At 61.5% G+C, this 17092-nt stretch carries 19 protein-coding genes; 4 read left to right on the forward strand and 15 right to left on the reverse strand.

What is annotated here, in order from left to right; translation table 11 throughout:
- Nucleotides 1-21: 21 nt before the first annotated feature.
- Together TU73_RS08465 and TU73_RS08470 are read right to left on the reverse strand one after the other, a co-directional pair.
- The gene (locus TU73_RS08465) at nt 22-1386 is read right to left on the reverse strand and encodes a DNA recombination protein RmuC (RefSeq protein ID WP_173668912.1); all 1365 of its coding nucleotides are present in this window, start codon (nt 1384-1386) and stop codon (nt 22-24) included.
- 175 nt (nt 1387-1561) lie between these two features.
- Entirely contained in the window at nt 1562-1885 is a 324-nt protein-coding gene (locus TU73_RS08470) for an SEL1-like repeat protein (protein WP_057011811.1), read from the reverse strand.
- 455 nt (nt 1886-2340) lie between these two features.
- On the opposite strand from TU73_RS08470, the gene TU73_RS08475 reads away from it, so the two are divergent.
- The 4 genes from TU73_RS08475 (at nt 2341) to TU73_RS08490 (ending at nt 5498) form a co-directional block, all read left to right on the forward strand.
- A complete protein-coding gene (locus TU73_RS08475; RefSeq protein ID WP_057011812.1) occupies nt 2341-2646 on the forward strand; it encodes a hypothetical protein in 306 nt (101 codons plus the stop codon).
- A 441-nt stretch (nt 2647-3087) separates the two neighbouring features.
- Nucleotides 3088-3312 (forward strand): hypothetical protein, encoded by a 225-nt coding sequence (locus TU73_RS08480; protein WP_005790139.1) that lies wholly within the window; start codon nt 3088-3090, stop codon nt 3310-3312.
- A gap of 277 nt (nt 3313-3589) precedes the next feature.
- Nucleotides 3590-4072, forward strand: coding sequence for a hypothetical protein (locus TU73_RS08485; RefSeq protein ID WP_057011813.1), 483 nt, complete (start codon nt 3590-3592; stop codon nt 4070-4072).
- A gap of 145 nt (nt 4073-4217) precedes the next feature.
- Nucleotides 4218-5498, forward strand: coding sequence for an OmpP1/FadL family transporter (locus TU73_RS08490; protein ID WP_057011814.1), 1281 nt, complete (start codon nt 4218-4220; stop codon nt 5496-5498).
- A 65-nt stretch (nt 5499-5563) separates the two neighbouring features.
- On the opposite strand, the gene TU73_RS08495 is transcribed toward TU73_RS08490, so the two are convergent.
- The 13 genes from TU73_RS08495 to cobO all read right to left on the reverse strand — a co-directional run bounded on the left by TU73_RS08495 (nt 5564) and on the right by cobO (nt 17085).
- Nucleotides 5564-6112, reverse strand: a complete 549-nt coding sequence (locus tag TU73_RS08495; protein WP_057011815.1) for a glutathione peroxidase — start codon at nt 6110-6112, stop codon at nt 5564-5566.
- A gap of 150 nt (nt 6113-6262) precedes the next feature.
- Nucleotides 6263-7462: an MFS transporter gene (locus TU73_RS08500; protein WP_162276343.1), complete on the reverse strand. Its 1200-nt coding sequence runs from the start codon at nt 7460-7462 to the stop codon at nt 6263-6265.
- A gap of 63 nt (nt 7463-7525) precedes the next feature.
- Nucleotides 7526-7930, reverse strand: a complete 405-nt coding sequence (locus tag TU73_RS08505) for a MarR family winged helix-turn-helix transcriptional regulator (RefSeq protein WP_046071758.1) — start codon at nt 7928-7930, stop codon at nt 7526-7528.
- A gap of 42 nt (nt 7931-7972) precedes the next feature.
- Nucleotides 7973-8701 carry an adenosylcobinamide-GDP ribazoletransferase gene (locus TU73_RS08510; protein ID WP_057011817.1) on the reverse strand — a complete coding sequence of 243 codons (729 nt, stop codon included), beginning with the start codon at nt 8699-8701 and terminating at the stop codon, nt 7973-7975.
- A 2-nt stretch (nt 8702-8703) separates the two neighbouring features.
- On the reverse strand, nt 8704-9279 hold the full coding sequence (gene cobC / locus TU73_RS08515; protein ID WP_057011818.1) for an alpha-ribazole phosphatase family protein: 576 nt from the start codon (nt 9277-9279) through the stop codon (nt 8704-8706).
- Nucleotides 9276-10331 (reverse strand): nicotinate-nucleotide--dimethylbenzimidazole phosphoribosyltransferase, encoded by a 1056-nt coding sequence (gene cobT / locus TU73_RS08520; protein ID WP_057011819.1) that lies wholly within the window; start codon nt 10329-10331, stop codon nt 9276-9278. Before cobT ends, cobC begins: the two co-directional genes overlap by 4 nt.
- Nucleotides 10328-10849 carry a bifunctional adenosylcobinamide kinase/adenosylcobinamide-phosphate guanylyltransferase gene (gene cobU, locus TU73_RS08525; protein ID WP_057011820.1) on the reverse strand — a complete coding sequence of 174 codons (522 nt, stop codon included), beginning with the start codon at nt 10847-10849 and terminating at the stop codon, nt 10328-10330. Before cobU ends, cobT begins: the two co-directional genes overlap by 4 nt.
- 263 nt (nt 10850-11112) lie before the next feature.
- Nucleotides 11113-12564 (reverse strand): cobyric acid synthase, encoded by a 1452-nt coding sequence (locus TU73_RS08530; protein ID WP_057011821.1) that lies wholly within the window; start codon nt 12562-12564, stop codon nt 11113-11115.
- Nucleotides 12561-13550, reverse strand: a complete 990-nt coding sequence (gene cobD, locus TU73_RS08535) for a threonine-phosphate decarboxylase CobD (protein ID WP_057011822.1) — start codon at nt 13548-13550, stop codon at nt 12561-12563. Before cobD ends, TU73_RS08530 begins: the two co-directional genes overlap by 4 nt.
- Nucleotides 13543-14451 (reverse strand): adenosylcobinamide-phosphate synthase CbiB, encoded by a 909-nt coding sequence (gene cbiB / locus TU73_RS08540; protein WP_057011823.1) that lies wholly within the window; start codon nt 14449-14451, stop codon nt 13543-13545. The genes cobD and cbiB overlap by 8 nt, the downstream gene beginning before the upstream one ends.
- Nucleotides 14448-15098 carry a 5,6-dimethylbenzimidazole synthase gene (bluB, locus tag TU73_RS08545; RefSeq protein ID WP_057011824.1) on the reverse strand — a complete coding sequence of 217 codons (651 nt, stop codon included), beginning with the start codon at nt 15096-15098 and terminating at the stop codon, nt 14448-14450. The genes cbiB and bluB overlap by 4 nt, the downstream gene beginning before the upstream one ends.
- A complete protein-coding gene (locus TU73_RS08550) occupies nt 15095-16477 on the reverse strand; it encodes a cobyrinic acid a,c-diamide synthase CobB (RefSeq protein WP_057011825.1) in 1383 nt (460 codons plus the stop codon). Before TU73_RS08550 ends, bluB begins: the two co-directional genes overlap by 4 nt.
- Nucleotides 16474-17085 (reverse strand): cob(I)yrinic acid a,c-diamide adenosyltransferase, encoded by a 612-nt coding sequence (gene cobO, locus TU73_RS08555; protein WP_043048925.1) that lies wholly within the window; start codon nt 17083-17085, stop codon nt 16474-16476. The genes TU73_RS08550 and cobO overlap by 4 nt, the downstream gene beginning before the upstream one ends.
- Nucleotides 17086-17092: the final 7 nt, after the last annotated feature.

Raw genomic sequence — 17092 nt, forward strand, 5'->3', positions numbered from 1 at the left:
CTCCCACATTTGGCCCCAGGTCTATTCGGGGAGATGCGCCACGCCATCCGAATCTGTCATCGCCCGCTCCAGCAGGTCCGCCGGCAGGCTTTTGCTGGCACGGGCACCGAGCAGCCTTAGTTGCTCGGTACGACTGACCAGATTCCCACGCCCATCCGTCAGTTTGTTTCGCGCCGCGCTGTAAGCCTTGTCCAACTGCTGCAACCGATTGCCCACTTCGTCCAAGTCCTGGATAAACAACACGAATTTGTCGTACAGCCAACCGGCGCGTTCGGCAATTTCCCGGGCGTTCTGGCTCTGGCGCTCCTGCTTCCACAGGCTGTCGATCACCCGCAGGGTGGCGAGCAAAGTCGTGGGGCTGACGATCACGATATGGCGGTCGAAGGCTTCCTGGAACAGGTTCGGCTCGGCCTGCAAGGCAGCGGAAAACGCCGCTTCGATCGGCACGAACAGCAGGACGAAATCCAGGCTGTGCAAGCCTTCCAGGCGCTTGTAATCCTTGCCGGCCAAGCCTTTGACGTGATTACGCAGGGACAATACATGCTGCTTCAAAGCGGCCTGGCCAATCACCTCGTCGTCCGCCGCGACATACTGTTGATAGGCGGTCAAGCTGACCTTGGAGTCGACCACCACCTGCTTGTCACCCGGCAACATGATCAGTACGTCCGGCTGGAAACGCTCGCCATCCGGGCCTTTGAGGCTGACCTGGGTCTGGTATTCTCGGCCTTTCTCCAGGCCTGCGTGCTCCAGCACCCGCTCAAGGATCAGCTCACCCCAGTTGCCCTGGGTTTTCTGGCCCTTGAGGGCACGGGTCAGGTTGGTGGCTTCATCCGACAGGCGCAGGTTCAGTTGCTGCAAGCGCTCTAGCTCCTTGGCCAGGGAAAAGCGTTCGCGGGCTTCGTTCTGGTAGCTTTCTTCAACGCGTTTCTCGAAGGACTGGATGCGCTCCTTGAGCGGATCGAGCAGTTGGCCCAGGCGTTCCTGGCTGGTTTCAGCAAAGCGCTGCTCACGCTCATCGAAGATTTTGCCGGCCAGCTCGGCGAACTGCGCACGCAGCTCATCCCGTGAGCCTTGCAGGTCAGCGAGGCGTTGTTGATGGCTTTCTTGTTGCTCGCGCAGTTCCGCGCTCAGGGCCGCGGCCAGCGCGTCGAGACGCCGCAGCTCGGTTTCCTTGGCACTGCGGTCGAGGTTCCAGGCGTGGGCGGCATCGCGGGCGTTATCGCGGTCGATCTGCAAGAGCTCGACTTCGCGGCGCAAGGCAGCCAGGTCGGCCTGCTTGGCGGCATTGGCGTGGCTCAGGTCACTGATCTCATCGCGACTGGCGTCCAACTGGGCAGCGAGCCCTTCCTGGGCCAATTGCGCGGTCGCCAGGCGCTCTTCCAGCAGTTCCCAGCCGGTAGCGCGTGCGCTCAGACGTCGCTGGAGTTGCCAGCACAGCGCCAATAAAGGTACTGCTGCGCCAACAAGCCCCAAGGCGATACTGGTCCAGTCAACTACCATAGCCATTTCTGCCATCACCGAAAAAAAACAAGGGTAACCAAGCGCAGGGCTGGAGGACAGCTCAGTCTTCGACCTGCCCCAGTTCGCGCTGGGCGCGACGGTCGCCGGCGCGGGCGGCCGAGCGCAGCAGGTCGTGGCCGATACGGCGGTCGCGGGCGTTTCCGCATTCCCGACACATCAGTTGGCCCAGGCGACTCTGCGCGGCCACTACCCCTTCCCGGGCTGGCTGTTTGAGCAAGCGTCCAGCGAAGTGCTTGATGTTGGTACTTTGCCCCAGGCGAGGGCTATCGAGCAGCCACAAGGCGACCTTCAAGGAGAAACGCTTGGGAGCGGTAACAGTTTGAGGAGTGTCGGTAACAGAAGGTGATACTGAGCGAAACTTCATAAAGCACTGCGGGACAGAACAGAAGGCGCGCCACTCTACTCTTTTTTTCGTACAGGTAAAGCTGAAAAAACCCGGCACGCCCGTTCTAGAGCAAGCGCTCGGGACAATCCACAGAAGCTGTGGATAACTCAGTGGACAACCCCCCTTGAACGGGCGCAAAGGCCCACGGAACGGGGGCCGCAGTCAAACTGACGATTTTTTCACCAATAAAAAAAAGCGAGATTTTTCATTGACTTAAATTTTGAATGCAGGCAAATAGGCGCGTTTCCGGGCAAGTGACAGCAGGGTTACACATCCGGCAACCCATGTGCACAAGTAGCTGCTTGCTGGTTATATCGTCGGCATTTTTTGATTCAACACGCCTTAAACATGTTACTGGCGTGACGCAACCAGGACTTTTCAAATCTCTTGCGGCTCGCCACACTGCCTCACCGAAAACATGACGTGCAGGGCCGATGAAAGGAATTCTGTTATTCGCCGCGTTGCTGCTGGCTACCTGCGCGACGTCTTTGGCAATCAATGCGGCGCTGCCCTCCCCGGACGGAGCGCTGTTCGCCAGTGCGATCCTGCTATCGGCAGCCTTTACCGCAGTGGCCTTGTGTATCGAATTGGGTGAAGGCCGGATCAATGACATGCATGACGTCATGCGGGTGATCGAGGCCGGCCGATCCTTGCGCTTGACCCTCGCCGCCTATGGACTCGGTTGCGCCCTCGCCGCATCGGCGACGGTACTGATCTATCGTTGGCTGCTTGGCGGCTGATTGAAGTTTTTTGCTGATGCGCTTGCCTTCCCTGGTTCAACCCGTTACTATCCGCGGCGTTAGTACCAAGCTGAAAGTCAATTCTGGTCGACCAGTCCCTTGCACAACACGGGATCGACCACCTCGATGGTTTCCAGGTATTCCTTGCGACGACACAGCCTTTGAACAAGCAAAGGGTGTCGCGAAGTCTCAATACTCTGACCGAACCAACCTGCAAATTGATCAGGATCTTCACCCTGGGCCCAGAACCTTTGCCCCTGTTGTGTTGCCTGCCCTCCTAAGTACCTACCTGCCAGCCCAAGCGCGCCTAATTTATCAGCGCTTCAAACTGGCTGCTTTGTTCCAGTCAGGTTCTTCGCTCGATCAATGGTGATCAGCGTTACTGGAACGTTTTAACGTTGCACGGTTCTTATCCGTGTCATTTGTAGGAACACCAATAATATGAACGCTCAAATCCATACTCAGGATGCCATTCGCACCCTCACTAACGCTTTTGCCCCAATGAACTGCCTGATCATGGCCGCTCGCAAAGGCTGCTTCAGCTTCACCCTGGTCAACGAACACGGCATCGCACGTCACAGCGAACGCCTGTACCCCGATCAATACTCCAGCGCAGAACCGCTGCAGGCCGTGATCGAGCGTACCCGTCAGGCACTGACTGCCTGATCGACCCGAGTCGCTGAAACACAAAAACCCTGTCTGAAACACAGGGTTTTTTATTGCCTGGAATTTGGCCAGCATGCCGTTGAATTAAGTACAAATAGATATAAACGTTATAACCGAATGAAGAAGATGTTTTAAAAACAGTCCTTTACATCATGAATATGACACTACACTTCAACTCGAGCGGCATGATCCGCTTGCGACGGGCCTGAGATCCGATCCACCGCTGCCAAGCCCTCCCTTCTCAGGCTCGTCCCCCCTTTATTGGACTGAGGCTTGTATGGGTATTGCCGCCAGCGAATTGTGTCGTTATGTGATCAGGCCGACGTTGATGTACCTCGGCCGCCATGACCCTGCAGCCGAATCCCTGCTGCTGGGCATTGCTGCCAGCCAATCGGAACTGGGTTCGGCGTTGCATGATCGACGCGGCCATGGCCTCTACAGCATCACCGAACCGCGTCATCGTGCACTCTGGGATGACTACCTGGCCCTGGACCCTGAGCGGGCAAGCCTGGTACGCGGGCTGGCCAGCCAACATGCCTTCCTCAGTGCACCTCAGTTGGAGCTGACGGTAAACCTGCGCTACGCGACGGCCATCGCCTGGTTGCTGGTGGAACAGCGTCGCTACACCCTGCCTGCGCCCGGCGATGTGCTGGCCATGGCGCGTATCTGGAAAGAAATTTTTTCTCCGCAAGGTCGACTGCGGGATTTCACTCAAGCGTGGCAAACCTGCGCCTGCCCCATAAAACAGGTGGCGTGCTGACCGGGCAAATTGCAAGATTCGCCAAAAAACCAGGATTATGGTCGGATTGTCCTACAAAACCGCTCTATCTCCCGCATTACAGCCTATAGCGCGATGCGAAATTTATTGATACTTTCCGCAGCGGTGATCACACGGAGTTCTAATAATGAAAAAAGTAATGCTCAAGACCACACTTAGCCTCGCCGTTGCCATGGCATCCTCCCAACTGTTCGCCAGCGGCTTTGCCCTGAACGAACAAAGCGTCAGCGGGATGGGTACCGGTTTCGCAGGTCGCTCGTCCTCTGCCGATGATGCAAGCACTGTGTTCGGTAACCCTGCCGGTATGGCACGCCTGGAAGGTCAACAGATCACCGGCGGCGTGGCTGCCATTGATGCCTCCACTGATATCAGCGACGTCAGCGGCCGCTCCCGCGGTAGCAACAAAGGCGACATGGTGCCTTTCACTGCCGTTCCTTTCGGTTTCTACACCAATAAACTCAATGATCAGTGGGCTGTCGGCTTCGGCGTCTATGCACCGTTCGGCCTGGTGACTGACTACGAAAGTGGCTTCCAGGGCCGTGGCTTTGGCAGCAATAGCGAAGTAAAAGTCATCACCTTCCAACCGACGGTCAGCTACGCCTTCAACGACCGCGTTTCCGTCGGTTTTGGCCCGACCATCAACCGCATTGCCGGCACCCTGGAATCGGACCTGACGCTGAACCCCGCCGCGCCAGACACCAATATCAAGATCAAGGGTGACGACACCGCGCTGGGTTTCAACATCGGCGTATTGGTACAAGCTACCGACACCACTCGCGTCGGCCTGACCTATCACTCCAAGGTCAGCTACAAGCTGGACGGGCACACCGAAGTCAGCGGCCCGGCTGCGACCGCTGGCGCCCTGCGCAGCAACCGCTACGATGCGTCGCTGAAGATCGACACGCCAGAGTCCTACGACCTGTCGGTCACCCAGGACCTGACTGACGCCTGGAAACTCTACGCGGGTGCAACCTGGACGCGCTGGAGCCGCTTGAAAGACATCACCGTCAAGAACGAGGGTGTCGTCGGCGGCGCTTCCGGCGGCATACTCGCTCCTGCCCTGGTCGGCACCATCAAGGAAGACCAGAACTGGCACGATACCTGGGCCTACGCCGTGGGTACCTCGTACCAGCTCACCAAGCAAGTGGTGTTGCGTACCGGCCTGACCTTTGACCAATCGCCAACCAACAATACGGATCGTTCGCCACGTATCCCGACTGGCGACCGTACGATCTTCAGCCTGGGCCTGGGCTACGAGGTCATGCCGAACATGACCGTCGACCTGGCCTATTCCTACCTGAAGGAAGAAGACGTCAAGGTTTCGCGTTCCAACGCATTGGCCAGCTACAACGCCAAGTATGAAAACAGCGCCAACGGTTTCGGCCTGGGCATGACCTACCGCTTCTGATTCTCGGCGGTATAAAAAAGCCCCGCTCTCCTGCACAGGAGGCGGGGCTTTTCATTGGTCGCGGCTCAGGGTTTGGACGCCAATGCTTCTTCTACTGCCTTGATCAGGTCCGGGCTGTCCGGCTTGGTCACACTGGAAAAGTTGGCAATCACCTTGCCCTGGCGATCCACCACGTATTTATAGAAATTCCACTTCGGCGCACTGCTCTGCTGCGCCAGCAGCTTGAACAGGTGCACTGCATCCGGCCCCCTGACTTTCTGCGGCTCGGTCATGGTGAAGGTCACGCCGTAGTTCACGTAGCAGACCTTGGCGGTTTCTTCACCGGTCTTGGCTTCCTGCTTGAAGTCATCGGACGGCACACCAATCACTTCCAGACCTTGGTCCTTGTAGCGCTGGTATAACGCTTCAAGACCTTTGAATTGCGGTGCAAACCCGCAAAAACTCGCGGTGTTGACGATCACCAGGGGCTTGCCGGCGAAGCGCTGGCACAGGTCAATGGACTCCTTGGCCCGCAGCTTGGGCAGTTGGCCCGTAAGCAGCGACGGGCAGTCGGCAGCCATGGCCAAGCTGCCAACAGCCATGAGGACGGGTACAGCGAGCCAGCGCATCAGCATGTCGACATTCCTTGAGTCAGTTCAGGCATTGAACTTAACAGATCGCCATGCCCAGTTGCATCAACGCCAGGCCACCCTGTTGCCAACCCCACCAGGCCAGCAGCAACAGGACCAACACCGCCGCCATGACCATCACGCGCACCGCTAGCCTCATGCAGCCTCCATCTGCGCCTGCACACGCGCCACCGGGCGCTCACGCACCGGCCAGTTCAGGGCCGCGGCAAGCAGGCTGAGCAGAATCGCCACCTGCCAGATCAAATCGTAGCTGCCGGTTCGATCATAGACCACCCCGCCCAGCCAACCACCGAGGAATGAGCCGAGTTGGTGGAACAGGAATACGATCCCACCGAGCATTGAGAGGTTGCGCACACCAAACAAGGTCGCGACGGTGCCGTTGGTCAGGGGAACGGTGGACAACCACAGGAACCCCATCGCCATGCCAAACAGATACGCGGTGACTTCGGTGACCGGCGCCCACAGGAACAATACGATCACCACGGCCCGCAACAGGTACAGGCCGGTGAGCAGGCGCGGCTTGGACATGCGTCCGCCCAGCCAACCGGCCGTGTAGGTGCCGAACACGTTGAACAGGCCGATCAAGGCCAGCACCGTGGTGCCCACCGTGGCCGGCAGATGCTGGTCGACCAGGTACGCCGGCAAGTGCACACCGATAAATACCACTTGGAAACCACAGACAAAAAAACCGAAGGACAACAGCCAGAACCCTGAGTGAGAGCAGGCTTCCTTGAGAGCTTCGCCCAGGGTCTGCTGGCCGACCGTGACCGGCAGCGGCCGATCCTTGAGCATCGCGACCAGCGGCAGGATCAACGCCACCATCAAGCCCAACGCCAGCAGTGCCGCAGACCAGCCCAGCCAACCAATCAAGCCAAGGGTGCCGGGGACCATGGCGAATTGGCCGAAGGAGCCGGCGGCGCTGGCGATGCCCATGGCCATGCTGCGTTTTTCCGGGGCTACGGCGCGGCCGACCACCCCAAGAATCACTGAGAACGAAGTACCGGACAGGCCAATACCAATCAGCAAGCCGGCACTCAGGGACAGCGACCACGCAGAGTCGGACATGCCCATCAGCACCAGGCCCACGGCATACAACACGCCGCCGACAAACACTGCCTTGGTCGCGCCGAACCGGTCGGCCAAGGCTCCGGTAAACGGTTGGGCCAGGCCCCAGATCAAGTTCTGCAAGGCAATGGCGAAGGCAAAGGTCTCACGTCCCCAGCCAAATTCGCTGCTCATAGGCGACAGGAACAGGCCGAAGCCATGCCGTACACCCAGGGACAACGCCAGGATCAGCGCACTCCCCACAAGGATCCAACCACTGGTGCGCCACATCGAGGTCATTTCTTATTCTCCGCTCGCGGGTATATACCCGCTTATAGTCGAACAAACCGCGCTTCAGGCGAGTTCGTCCAGCAAGGCCAACAACGTTTCGCGCTTTTCGGCGCCCAACTTATCAATCAGTTTCTGTTGCGCCGCTTCCCAGGCCGGCAAGGCCGCGGCCAGTCGCTCCTGACCCGTTTCGGTCAACACCACCAGGCGGTTGCGCAGATCGTCACCCTCGACCAACTGCACCAGCCCTTCGCCTTCCAACACGCGCAGATTACGCCCCAAGGTGCTACGGTCCAGGCCCATGGCCTCGGCCAGGCTGGAAATGCTCGGTTGGTCGAGGCGCTGCAAGTTACACAGCAGAGAATACTGGGCAACGTTGATCCCGAAGCCGTCGAGAGCGCCGTCATAGTGCCTGCTGACGCCACGGGCGGCGCGTCGCAGGTTGGTGCATAAACATTGGGAGGCAAGCATAGAGCGTGTATATACCCGGAGTTAAGGAAATGCAAGAAAGGCTTACAGCGCGAGCCCGACCAGGACGGCAACTTCAAGCAGCTCCAATAGCGCACCGGCCGTATCGCCCGTGGTGCCGCCCAGACGCCTGACCATCAAGTGACGCAGCCACACGAAGCACAGCACCGCCAGCAACACCGCGATGCCGCCGTTGAAACCGCCAATCAGGATGCACGCCAGGCCGCTGAGGATCAGCACCTGTTGGCCGACAATTCGCGGCAGATGATCTGACAATGCCTGGCCCAATCCGCCCGCCCGCACATAGCGCGTGGTGAGAAACAGCGCCAGCATCGAAGCACGTCCGATGAGGGGCGCCAGAATCAAGGCGGCGCCATTGTGTTGCTCGATCAACGCCACCAACGCGCTGAACTTGAGCAGCAGCACCAGCCCCAGAGTGACCACCGCAATCGGGCCGCTGCGCGGGTCTTTCATGATGCTGAGGGTGCGCTCGCGGTCACCAAAGCCACCCAGCCATGCATCGGCGCTGTCCGCCAGACCATCCAGGTGCAGGCCGCCACTGAGCAGCACCCAGGCCACCAATAGCAGTGCGGCATGCAGCAACGAGGGCGCGCCCATCAATATCAGGTTCAGGCCCCATAGCAGCATGCCGAACAGCAGCCCCACCAGCGGATAAAACAGCAACGAGCGGCCCAGCTCATGGGGCTGTGGCATGCCCGGCAAACGGATCGGCAGGCTACTGAGAAATTGCAGGGCGATCCAGAACGCCAGCATCGTCAGGCTCCTTCCTTCAAGACGCTATCGGCGCCAACCTGCAGGCTGAACAAAGCGCCGTGGCCGACTTCGACATTCAGCAATTGCTCACGGGGCAAACCGCGTGCGCGGGCCAATAGCAGGCGCATCACGCCGCCGTGGCTGATCAATAGCACGCGCTGGCCAGCATAAGCCTGACGCAGCCGCGAGACAGCGCCGAGCACCCGCTCGGAAAACTCAATGACCGGCTCGCCTTGCGGCGGCGTGAACGCATAGGGATCAGCCCAGAACAAACCCAGCCCTTCGGCATCGGTTTCCATCAGTGCGGCTGCGCTCTGGCCTTCCCAGGCGCCGAAGTGGAGTTCTTGCACATCAGGCTCAAGACTCACCGGCAGGTCGAGCTGTGCCCCCAACTCCTGGGCAAACAAGGCACAGCGTTGCAGCGGCGAGCTGATCAGCCGATCCCACGGCCCCTGCTCCACCACTGCGGCGCGCATCTGTGCCCAACCCCTGGCGGTCAATGCATCGTCCAGGCTGCCACGCAGGCCGCCGCCCAGCTCGGTTTCGCCGTGGCGCAGCAGGTCCAGGTGCAAGGTCATGCGGGGCGATCCGCCACGGCCGCTTCGGCAAACGTTGCCATCTGCCCATGCAGTGCACACGCCAGGCGCAACAACGGCACCGCCAGCGCTGCACCACTGCCCTCGCCCAGGCGCAGGTCCAGCTCCAGCAAAGGTCGGGCATCCAGGCTGCGCAGCACGTGGCGATGGCCCGGCTCGGCGCCTCGATGGCCGAACATCAGCCATTCGCGGCACCCCGGGTTCAAGCGCACCGCCACCAGTGCGGCAACGCTGCAGATAAAGCCATCCACCAGCACCGCAATACCTTCTTGGGCACAGGCCAGATAAGCGCCGACCAGCGCCGCCATTTCAAAGCCGCCGAGGTTGAACAGCGTTTGCAATGCATCACCACGCTGAGCGGCATGCAACACCAATGCCCGCTCGATGACCGCGACCTTGTGGCTGACACCCGCGGCATTCAAACCCGTGCCCGGGCCTGTCAGGTCACTCACCGGGCACTCCAGCAAGGCACAGGCCAAGGCGCTGGCCGCAGTGGTATTGCCGATGCCCATCTCGCCGCCGATAAACAACTGCGCGTCGCTGTCCAGGGCGCGGCTTACGCTGTCTCGACCGGCTTGCAGGGCCAGTTGCCCCTGGGCCTGGGTCATCGCCGGGCCTTCGACGAAATTGGCCGTGCCCGCGCCGATATTCAGGTGACGCACGCCGGGCAAATCCAGCGACGGCGTGACGGTGCCGAGGTCGACCACTTCCAACTGCGCATCCAGCTGCCGCGCCAACACGCTGATCGCCGCACCACCGGTGACAAAGTTATGCAGCATCTGCCCAGTCACCTCCTGGGGAAATGCCGACACGCCTTCGGCAACCACGCCATGATCGCCGGCAAAAATCGCGATCCACAGTCGATCTACCGACGGTCTGACCTGGCCCTGCAAGCCCGCCAACTGCACCGCCAGCGCTTCCAACTGACCGAGGGAACCGGCCGGTTTGGTCAACTGCTGCTGACGCGCCAGCGCCTGTTCGTGGGCAGCGGCATCGATCGCCTTGCAGGGCTTGAGCCACCAGGAATCCGTCATAACGCAGTACCTTTCAAAGTCAGGGGCAGACCGGCGACCGTCAACACAACACGCTGACACCGCTCGGCCAAGGCTTGATGCAGCCAACCGGCTTCATCCACATAACGGCGAGTCAATTCGCCCAGCGGCACGACACCCAGACCGGTCTCGTTGCTGACAAAAATAATTTCACCCGGCAGCGACGCCAGGGTTTGCAGCAGTTGATCACGCTCGAACGCCAGGCGATCGGCGTCTTCGAGCATCAGAAGATTGGTGAGCCATAACGTCAGGCAGTCCACCAACAGGCAATGGTCGGCAGCCGCGTTTTCACCCAGCACCCGCGCCAGCTCGAGGGGTTCTTCAATCAACCCCCAATGGTCTGGACGACGCTCACGATGCAGGGCAACCCGCTGATTCATTTCACCGTCCAGCGGCTGGCTGGTGGCGATGTAAGTGACCGGTAAACCGCCATCGCTGGCGAGCTTTTCAGCAAGGCGACTCTTGCCCGAGCGTGCGCCGCCCAAGATCAGTTGGAGCATGGAATTAGCCCTGTAAAAGTCATGGATGGAGCGGGAAGCCAGAATGAACGCGGCGCTCTCAGGTTTTTCGCGAGCAAGCCCGCTCCCACAGAAAAGCAAAAGCCCGCCGCCAAACCTAACCACGATGCGCAGCGAGCCGCTGTTGATCTTGCTTTTGATCTTAGGCGCCCCGTTAAACCACGCTGGCCGAACGCAGGCTTGAATCCGTGGGTAACCCGGCAGGACGCCATCGGGGGCAAGCTCCCTCCCACACTCGAACACCGTCAGATCCCACAAAGGTTGCGCAACAAATCGGTGTCCAAGTGGTGCTCAACCAAGTCCGCGAGCCGCTCGATATCACGCTCGCGCAACCCGTGATAATCCACCTCTTGCACATCCTGCAACCCAGCCCAGCGCAACAAGGCACTGCACGCCGCCGGCGTCTCAAACAGCCCATGCAGGTAGGTGCCAAGAATCTGCCCATCAGCACTCAGCGCCCCATCGCTGCGCCCATCGTCCAGCAGCACGGCCGCGCTCAATAGGGCATCACCCGACGTCACCCCCGCATGAATCTCATACCCACTGACCTGCGCATCCTCGAGCACCAAACGCCCGCGTACATTACGCAGTTGCTTCTCTTCCTCCAGCGTCGTAGTAAACGCCAGCAGCCCAAGACCAGCACTGGACCCGCCCACACCCTCCAGCCCAAGCGGGTCATGCACCTGCTCACCCAACATCTGCAACCCACCGCAAATCCCCAGCACCTTGCCGCCATAACGCAAATGCCGCGTCACGGCCATATCCCAACCATTGGCACGCAAGTACGCCAAATCGCTGCGCACGCTCTTCGACCCCGGCAGGATGATCAAGTCAGCCGCGGGAATCGCCTGGCCCGGCCCGACAAACTGCAAATCCACCTGGGGATGCAGGCGCAACGGGTCGAAATCCGTATGGTTGCTGATACGCGGCAACACCGGCACCACCACCTTGAGCACCTGGGCGGCCTTGTCGATCTGGCGCTGATCGATACCGTCTTCGGCCTCCAGGTGCAGGTCCATCACATAGGGCAACACCCCCACCACCGGCTTGCCGGTGCGCGCCTCCAGCCAATCCAGCCCAGGCTGCAGCAGCGCGATATCACCGCGAAAACGGTTGATGATGAAACCCTTGACCCGCGCCTGCTCACTGGGCGAAAGCAGTTCCAGCGTGCCGACCAGATGGGCGAACACGCCGCCGCGATTGATGTCGGCGATCAACAGCACCGGGCAATCCACTGCTTCGGCAAAGCCCATGTTGGCAATGTCGTTGGCACGCAGGTTGATCTCGGCCGGGGAACCCGCACCCTCGACCATCACCACCGGGTAGGCTTGGCTCAAACGCGCGTGGGAAGCCAGTACCGCTTGCATCGCGATAGCCTTGTAGTCGTGATAGGCCACGGCGTTCATGCTGGTCACGGCGCGGCCATGGATGATCACTTGAGAACCGGTATCGCTGTTGGGCTTGAGCAACACCGGGTTCATATCGGTGTGGGGCGCCAGGTTGGCGGCCTGGGCCTGGACCGCCTGGGCACGGCCGATTTCGCCGCCTTCGGCAGTGACGGCGCTGTTGAGCGCCATGTTCTGTGGCTTGAACGGCACCACCGCCACGCCCTGGCGCACCAGCCAGCGACACAGCGCGGTCACCAGGGTGCTCTTGCCGGCATCGGAGGTGGTGCCCTGCACCATCAGGGTACTCATGTGGCTTCCTTGTAGGCGGCCAGGGCCTGGTCGAGTCGCAGCCAATCGGCGTCGGTATCGGGCAGGCCGAAACGCACGCTGCTGTCATGCACAAACAGGCGCAACAGGATGCCGCGCTGGGCCATGAACTCGTGCAGGCGTTCGGCGTGCGGCGTAATCAGCCACTGGAACAACGCGCAACCGCCGTGGGGCTCAAAGCCCCGGCGTTCAAGCAGCTCGAACAAGCGCTGGCCGGCTTCGATGCAGCGCTTGCGCTGGCGGGTGTGCCCGGCGGTATCGCGCAGGCACACTTGGCCCAGTACCCGTGTCGGCCCGCTGACGGCCCAGGGCCCGACCTGCTCGGCGAGCAACTTGAGCAACTTACGTTCGGCCAGCACAAAGCCCAGGCGCACACCGGCCAGGCCGAAGAACTTGCCGAATGAACGCAGCACGATCAAACCGACCTCATGGGTATGGCTGGCCAGGCTCAACTCCGGGGTAACGTCCATGAAGGCCTCGTCCACTATCAGCCAGCCACCGCGCTGGGCCAGCCGTGCATGCCAGTCCAGCAGGCGCTGCGGTGGCAGGCTCAGGCCCGTGGGATTGTTGGGGTTGACCACCACCAGCACGTCGAGGCCGTCGAGAAAGAAATCGACCTCCTGCTCCTGCACTTCACGCACCACGTAGCCAGCGCGACGCCAGGCTTCGGCGTGCTCGGCATAACAGGGCGAGAGCACGCCGACCTTGCCGGAACGACGCAGGCGCGGCAGCAACTGGATCGCGGCCTGGGAGCCCGGCACCGGCAACAACTGGGCGGTACCGTAATAGTCGCTGGCGGCCTGCTCCAGGCCGTCGTCGCTTTCCGGCAGGCGTGCCCAGGCACGCAACGGGATTTCGGGAATCGGCCACGGCCAGGGCGCCAGGCCACTGGACAGGTCGAGCCAATCCGCTTCGGCAATCCCATACTCAATCGCGGCCTTTCGCAGCCGACCACCGTGTTCAAGCATAGATGTGTGCCCCTACGCACAGGACCAACAACCACAACCATACGCCGCGTTGCACCAGTTGCCAGCCGCGCTCAATGGAATAGGCGTCGGCCGGTGAACCTTCGCCCAACTGCGGGCGCTGATGCACCTCGCCGTGATAAATCGCCGCACCGCCCAATTCGACCCCCAGTGCACCGGCACCGGCAGCCATCACCGGCCCGGCGTTGGGGCTGTCCCAGGTCGGACCCTGGACGCGCCAGCATTTGAGGGCCAAGCGGGTTTTGCCCAACAACGCGTAGGTCAAAGCCACCAGGCGCGCAGGAATATAGTTGAGCACATCGTCTATCTTGGCGGCCGCCCAGCCAAAGCGTTCGAAGCGTTCGTTGCGATAGCCCCACATGGCATCCAGGGTGTTGCTCAGGCGATAGAGCACCACCCCTGGCACACCGGCCACCACGAACCAGAACAGCGCGGCGAATACCGCGTCGCTGCCATTTTCCAGCACTGACTCAGTGGCGGCGCGGGCGACTTCAGTGCGGTCCAGTTCGCTGGTCTGGCGGCTGACCAGGTAGCTCACGCGTTTGCGCGCCTCGTCGAGGTCATCCCTGCGCAGGGCCTGGGCCACCGGGGTCACATGCTCGCCCAGGCTGCGCATGCCAAGGGCGCAGTACAACGCCAGGATTTCCACGAGCCAGCCAATAAACGGCGCCCATGACAAAGCCGTGGCCAGCAGGGTCAGCGGCACCACCGCGATAAACCACGCGGTCACGCCATGGCTGCGCCAGCCGCGTCCACCAGTATTGAAACGCTGCTCGATACGCCCGGCGAAATTGCCGAACGCCACCAGCGGATGCCAGCGCCTGGGCTCACCCAGCAGCGCATCCAGCGCCACCGCAGCGACACACAGCAAGGCCACACTCATTGACTCACTCCCCACTTGTTTTCATACAGCATGTCACTCAGCGGTCGCGGCTCGGTCCAGCCTTCAAGCTGCAACATCGGTGCCGGATAGAATTGCGCCACGGGCCCCAGGCATAACACCGCCAGGGGCTTGGCACCGGGCGGCAAGCCCAGCAGCTCGGCCAGGGCCTGGGGTTCGAACAGCGAGACCCAGCCCATGCCCAAGCCTTCCACACGCGCCGCCAGCCATAGGTTCTGGATTGCACAGGATAACGACGCCATGTCCATTTCCGGCAAGGTACGGCGCCCGAAAATGTGGCGCTCGCGGTCGTCCATCAGCGCAGCCACCAACACTTCGGCGCAGTCGTTGATACCTTCGACCTTGAGCTTCATGAACGCATCGGAGCGCTCACCCAAGGCCTCGGCGGTGCGCACGCGCTCTACTTCCACCAGCTGTTGAATCTGCCCACGCAAAGGCCGGTCGCTGATGCGGATAAAGCGCCAGGGCTGCATCAGGCCGACGCTTGGCGCCTGGTGCGCGGCCTGGAGCAGGCGCTGCAGCAGTTCCGGGGCGACGTTGCCGCCAATGAAGTGGCGCATGTCGCGGCGTTCGGCGATGGCACGGTAGACGGCGTCGCGGTCGGCCTGGGGGAAGGCGTTGTCAGTCATGGCCTCATCGGGGGCAAGCCCCCTCCCACATTTGGAATGCATTCCCCTGTGGGAGCTGGCTTGCCTGCGATAGCGGTCTGAAGGTCTGGCGCGAACAACGCGGCCACCGCGCGCGGGTTGGACGGGAAATAAAAGTGCACGTAGGACGCGGTCATCCGATCTTGGCGGTACACCGCTTCGGCACCGCGCCCACCGTTGGGGCTCAGGCCGCGGGCAATCGGCGTACATTCGGTACTGGTCAGGGAATGGTGATAGGTGTGGCCGCGCAGGACACCTTCCGGCAGTTCGACGCTTTGCAGGGCCAGGGCTGCAAGTTTCTTTTGCATCACTGCATCGCCCTGCAGCAGGCCAACCAGTTCGGCGCGAGTACCGTGCACATCGGTGAGCGAATCGAGCAGGTAGAGCATGCCGCCGCATTCAGCGAGCAGCGGTTTGCCGGCGGCGTGATGCGCACGGATGGCCTCCAGCATCGGGATGTTTGCCGACAATGCCTGGTGGTGCAATTCCGGATACCCGCCGGGCAGATACAGACTGTCAGCTTCCGGCAGTTGGCGATCATGGATCGGTGAGAAAAAGCTCAGCTCGGCGCCCATCGCCCGTAACAGGTCAAGGCTGGCGCCGTAGGTAAAGGCAAAGGCTTCGTCACGGGCCACGGCGATGCGCACACCGACGAGCAACGGCTCAGCCTCGATCACTGCGGGCGCGGCAAAGGTCACGGGCGGCGGCAGGGCCACTTCACAACTGCTGCCCAGAGCCTGGGCGGCGGCGTCCAAGCGCACATCGAGGTCATTCAATTCACTGGCTTGCACCAGGCCCAGGTGGCGGCTGGGCAGTTCGATGCCGGTTTCCCGGGACAACGCGCCGTACCAGCGCAAGCCCTCGGTGAGGCTGCCTTCGAGCAACTGGGCATGACGCAAAGTACCGACGCGGTTGGCCAGCACGCCAGCAAACGGCAGGTCGGGTTGATAACGTGCCAGGCCCAGGGCCAGGGCGCCAAAGGTCTGGGCCATGGCGGTGCCATCGATCACGCCCAGTACCGGCACGCCGAAGTGCCGCGCCAGGTCGGCGCTGGAGGGCGTACCGTCGAACAAGCCCATCACGCCTTCGATCAGGATCAGGTCGGCCTCCCCTGCCGCCTCCCAGAGCAGACGACGACTTTCCTGCTCACCCACCATCCACATGTCCAGTTGATACACCGGCGCACCGCTGGCGCGCTCGTGGATCATCGGGTCGAGAAAGTCCGGCCCGCATTTGAACACGCGTACCTTGCGTCCCAGGTTGCGATGCAAACGCGCCAGCGCGGCGGTGACGGTGGTTTTGCCCTGGCCGGACGCCGGAGCGGCGATCAATACGGCCGGGCAATGACGGGGCTGATTCAAAGTTCGACGCCTTTCTGGGCCTTGATACCGGCCTGGAACGCGTGCTTGAGCATGCCCATTTCGGTGACGGTGTCGGCCATTTCAATCAGTTCCGGCTTGGCGCCGCGGCCGGTGACCACCACATGCTGCATCGGCGGGCGGGCTTGCAGGTCGCTGAGTACCTGGTCCAGGTCCAGGTAGCCGTGCTTGAGGGCAATGTTCAGCTCGTCCAGCACCACCAGGCCGATAGAGGCGTCTTGCAACATTGCACGGGACACAGCCCAGGCCGCCTCGGCGGCGGCGATGTCGCGCTGGCGGTCCTGGGTTTCCCAAGTGAAGCCTTCGCCCATCACATGAAAGCGCACCTGCTCGGGAAAGCGTCGGAAGAACAGCTCTTCGCCGGTGCTGTTGCGGCCTTTGATGAACTGCACCACACCGCACTGCATGCCATGGCCCATGGCGCGGGCCAGCATGCCGAAGGCCGAGCTGCTCTTGCCTTTACCATTGCCGGTCAGTACCAGCAACAGGCCGCACTCATTCGGTGAATTGGCGATGCGCTCGTCGATCACGGCTTTTTTGCGCAGCATGCGCGCCAAGTGGCGTTCGTCGCGGTCGGGGGAATCGGTCATGGCAGCT

It is taken from the genome of Pseudomonas libanensis, assembly GCF_001439685.1.
GTDB classification, from domain to species: Bacteria; Pseudomonadota; Gammaproteobacteria; order Pseudomonadales; family Pseudomonadaceae; genus Aquipseudomonas; species Aquipseudomonas libanensis.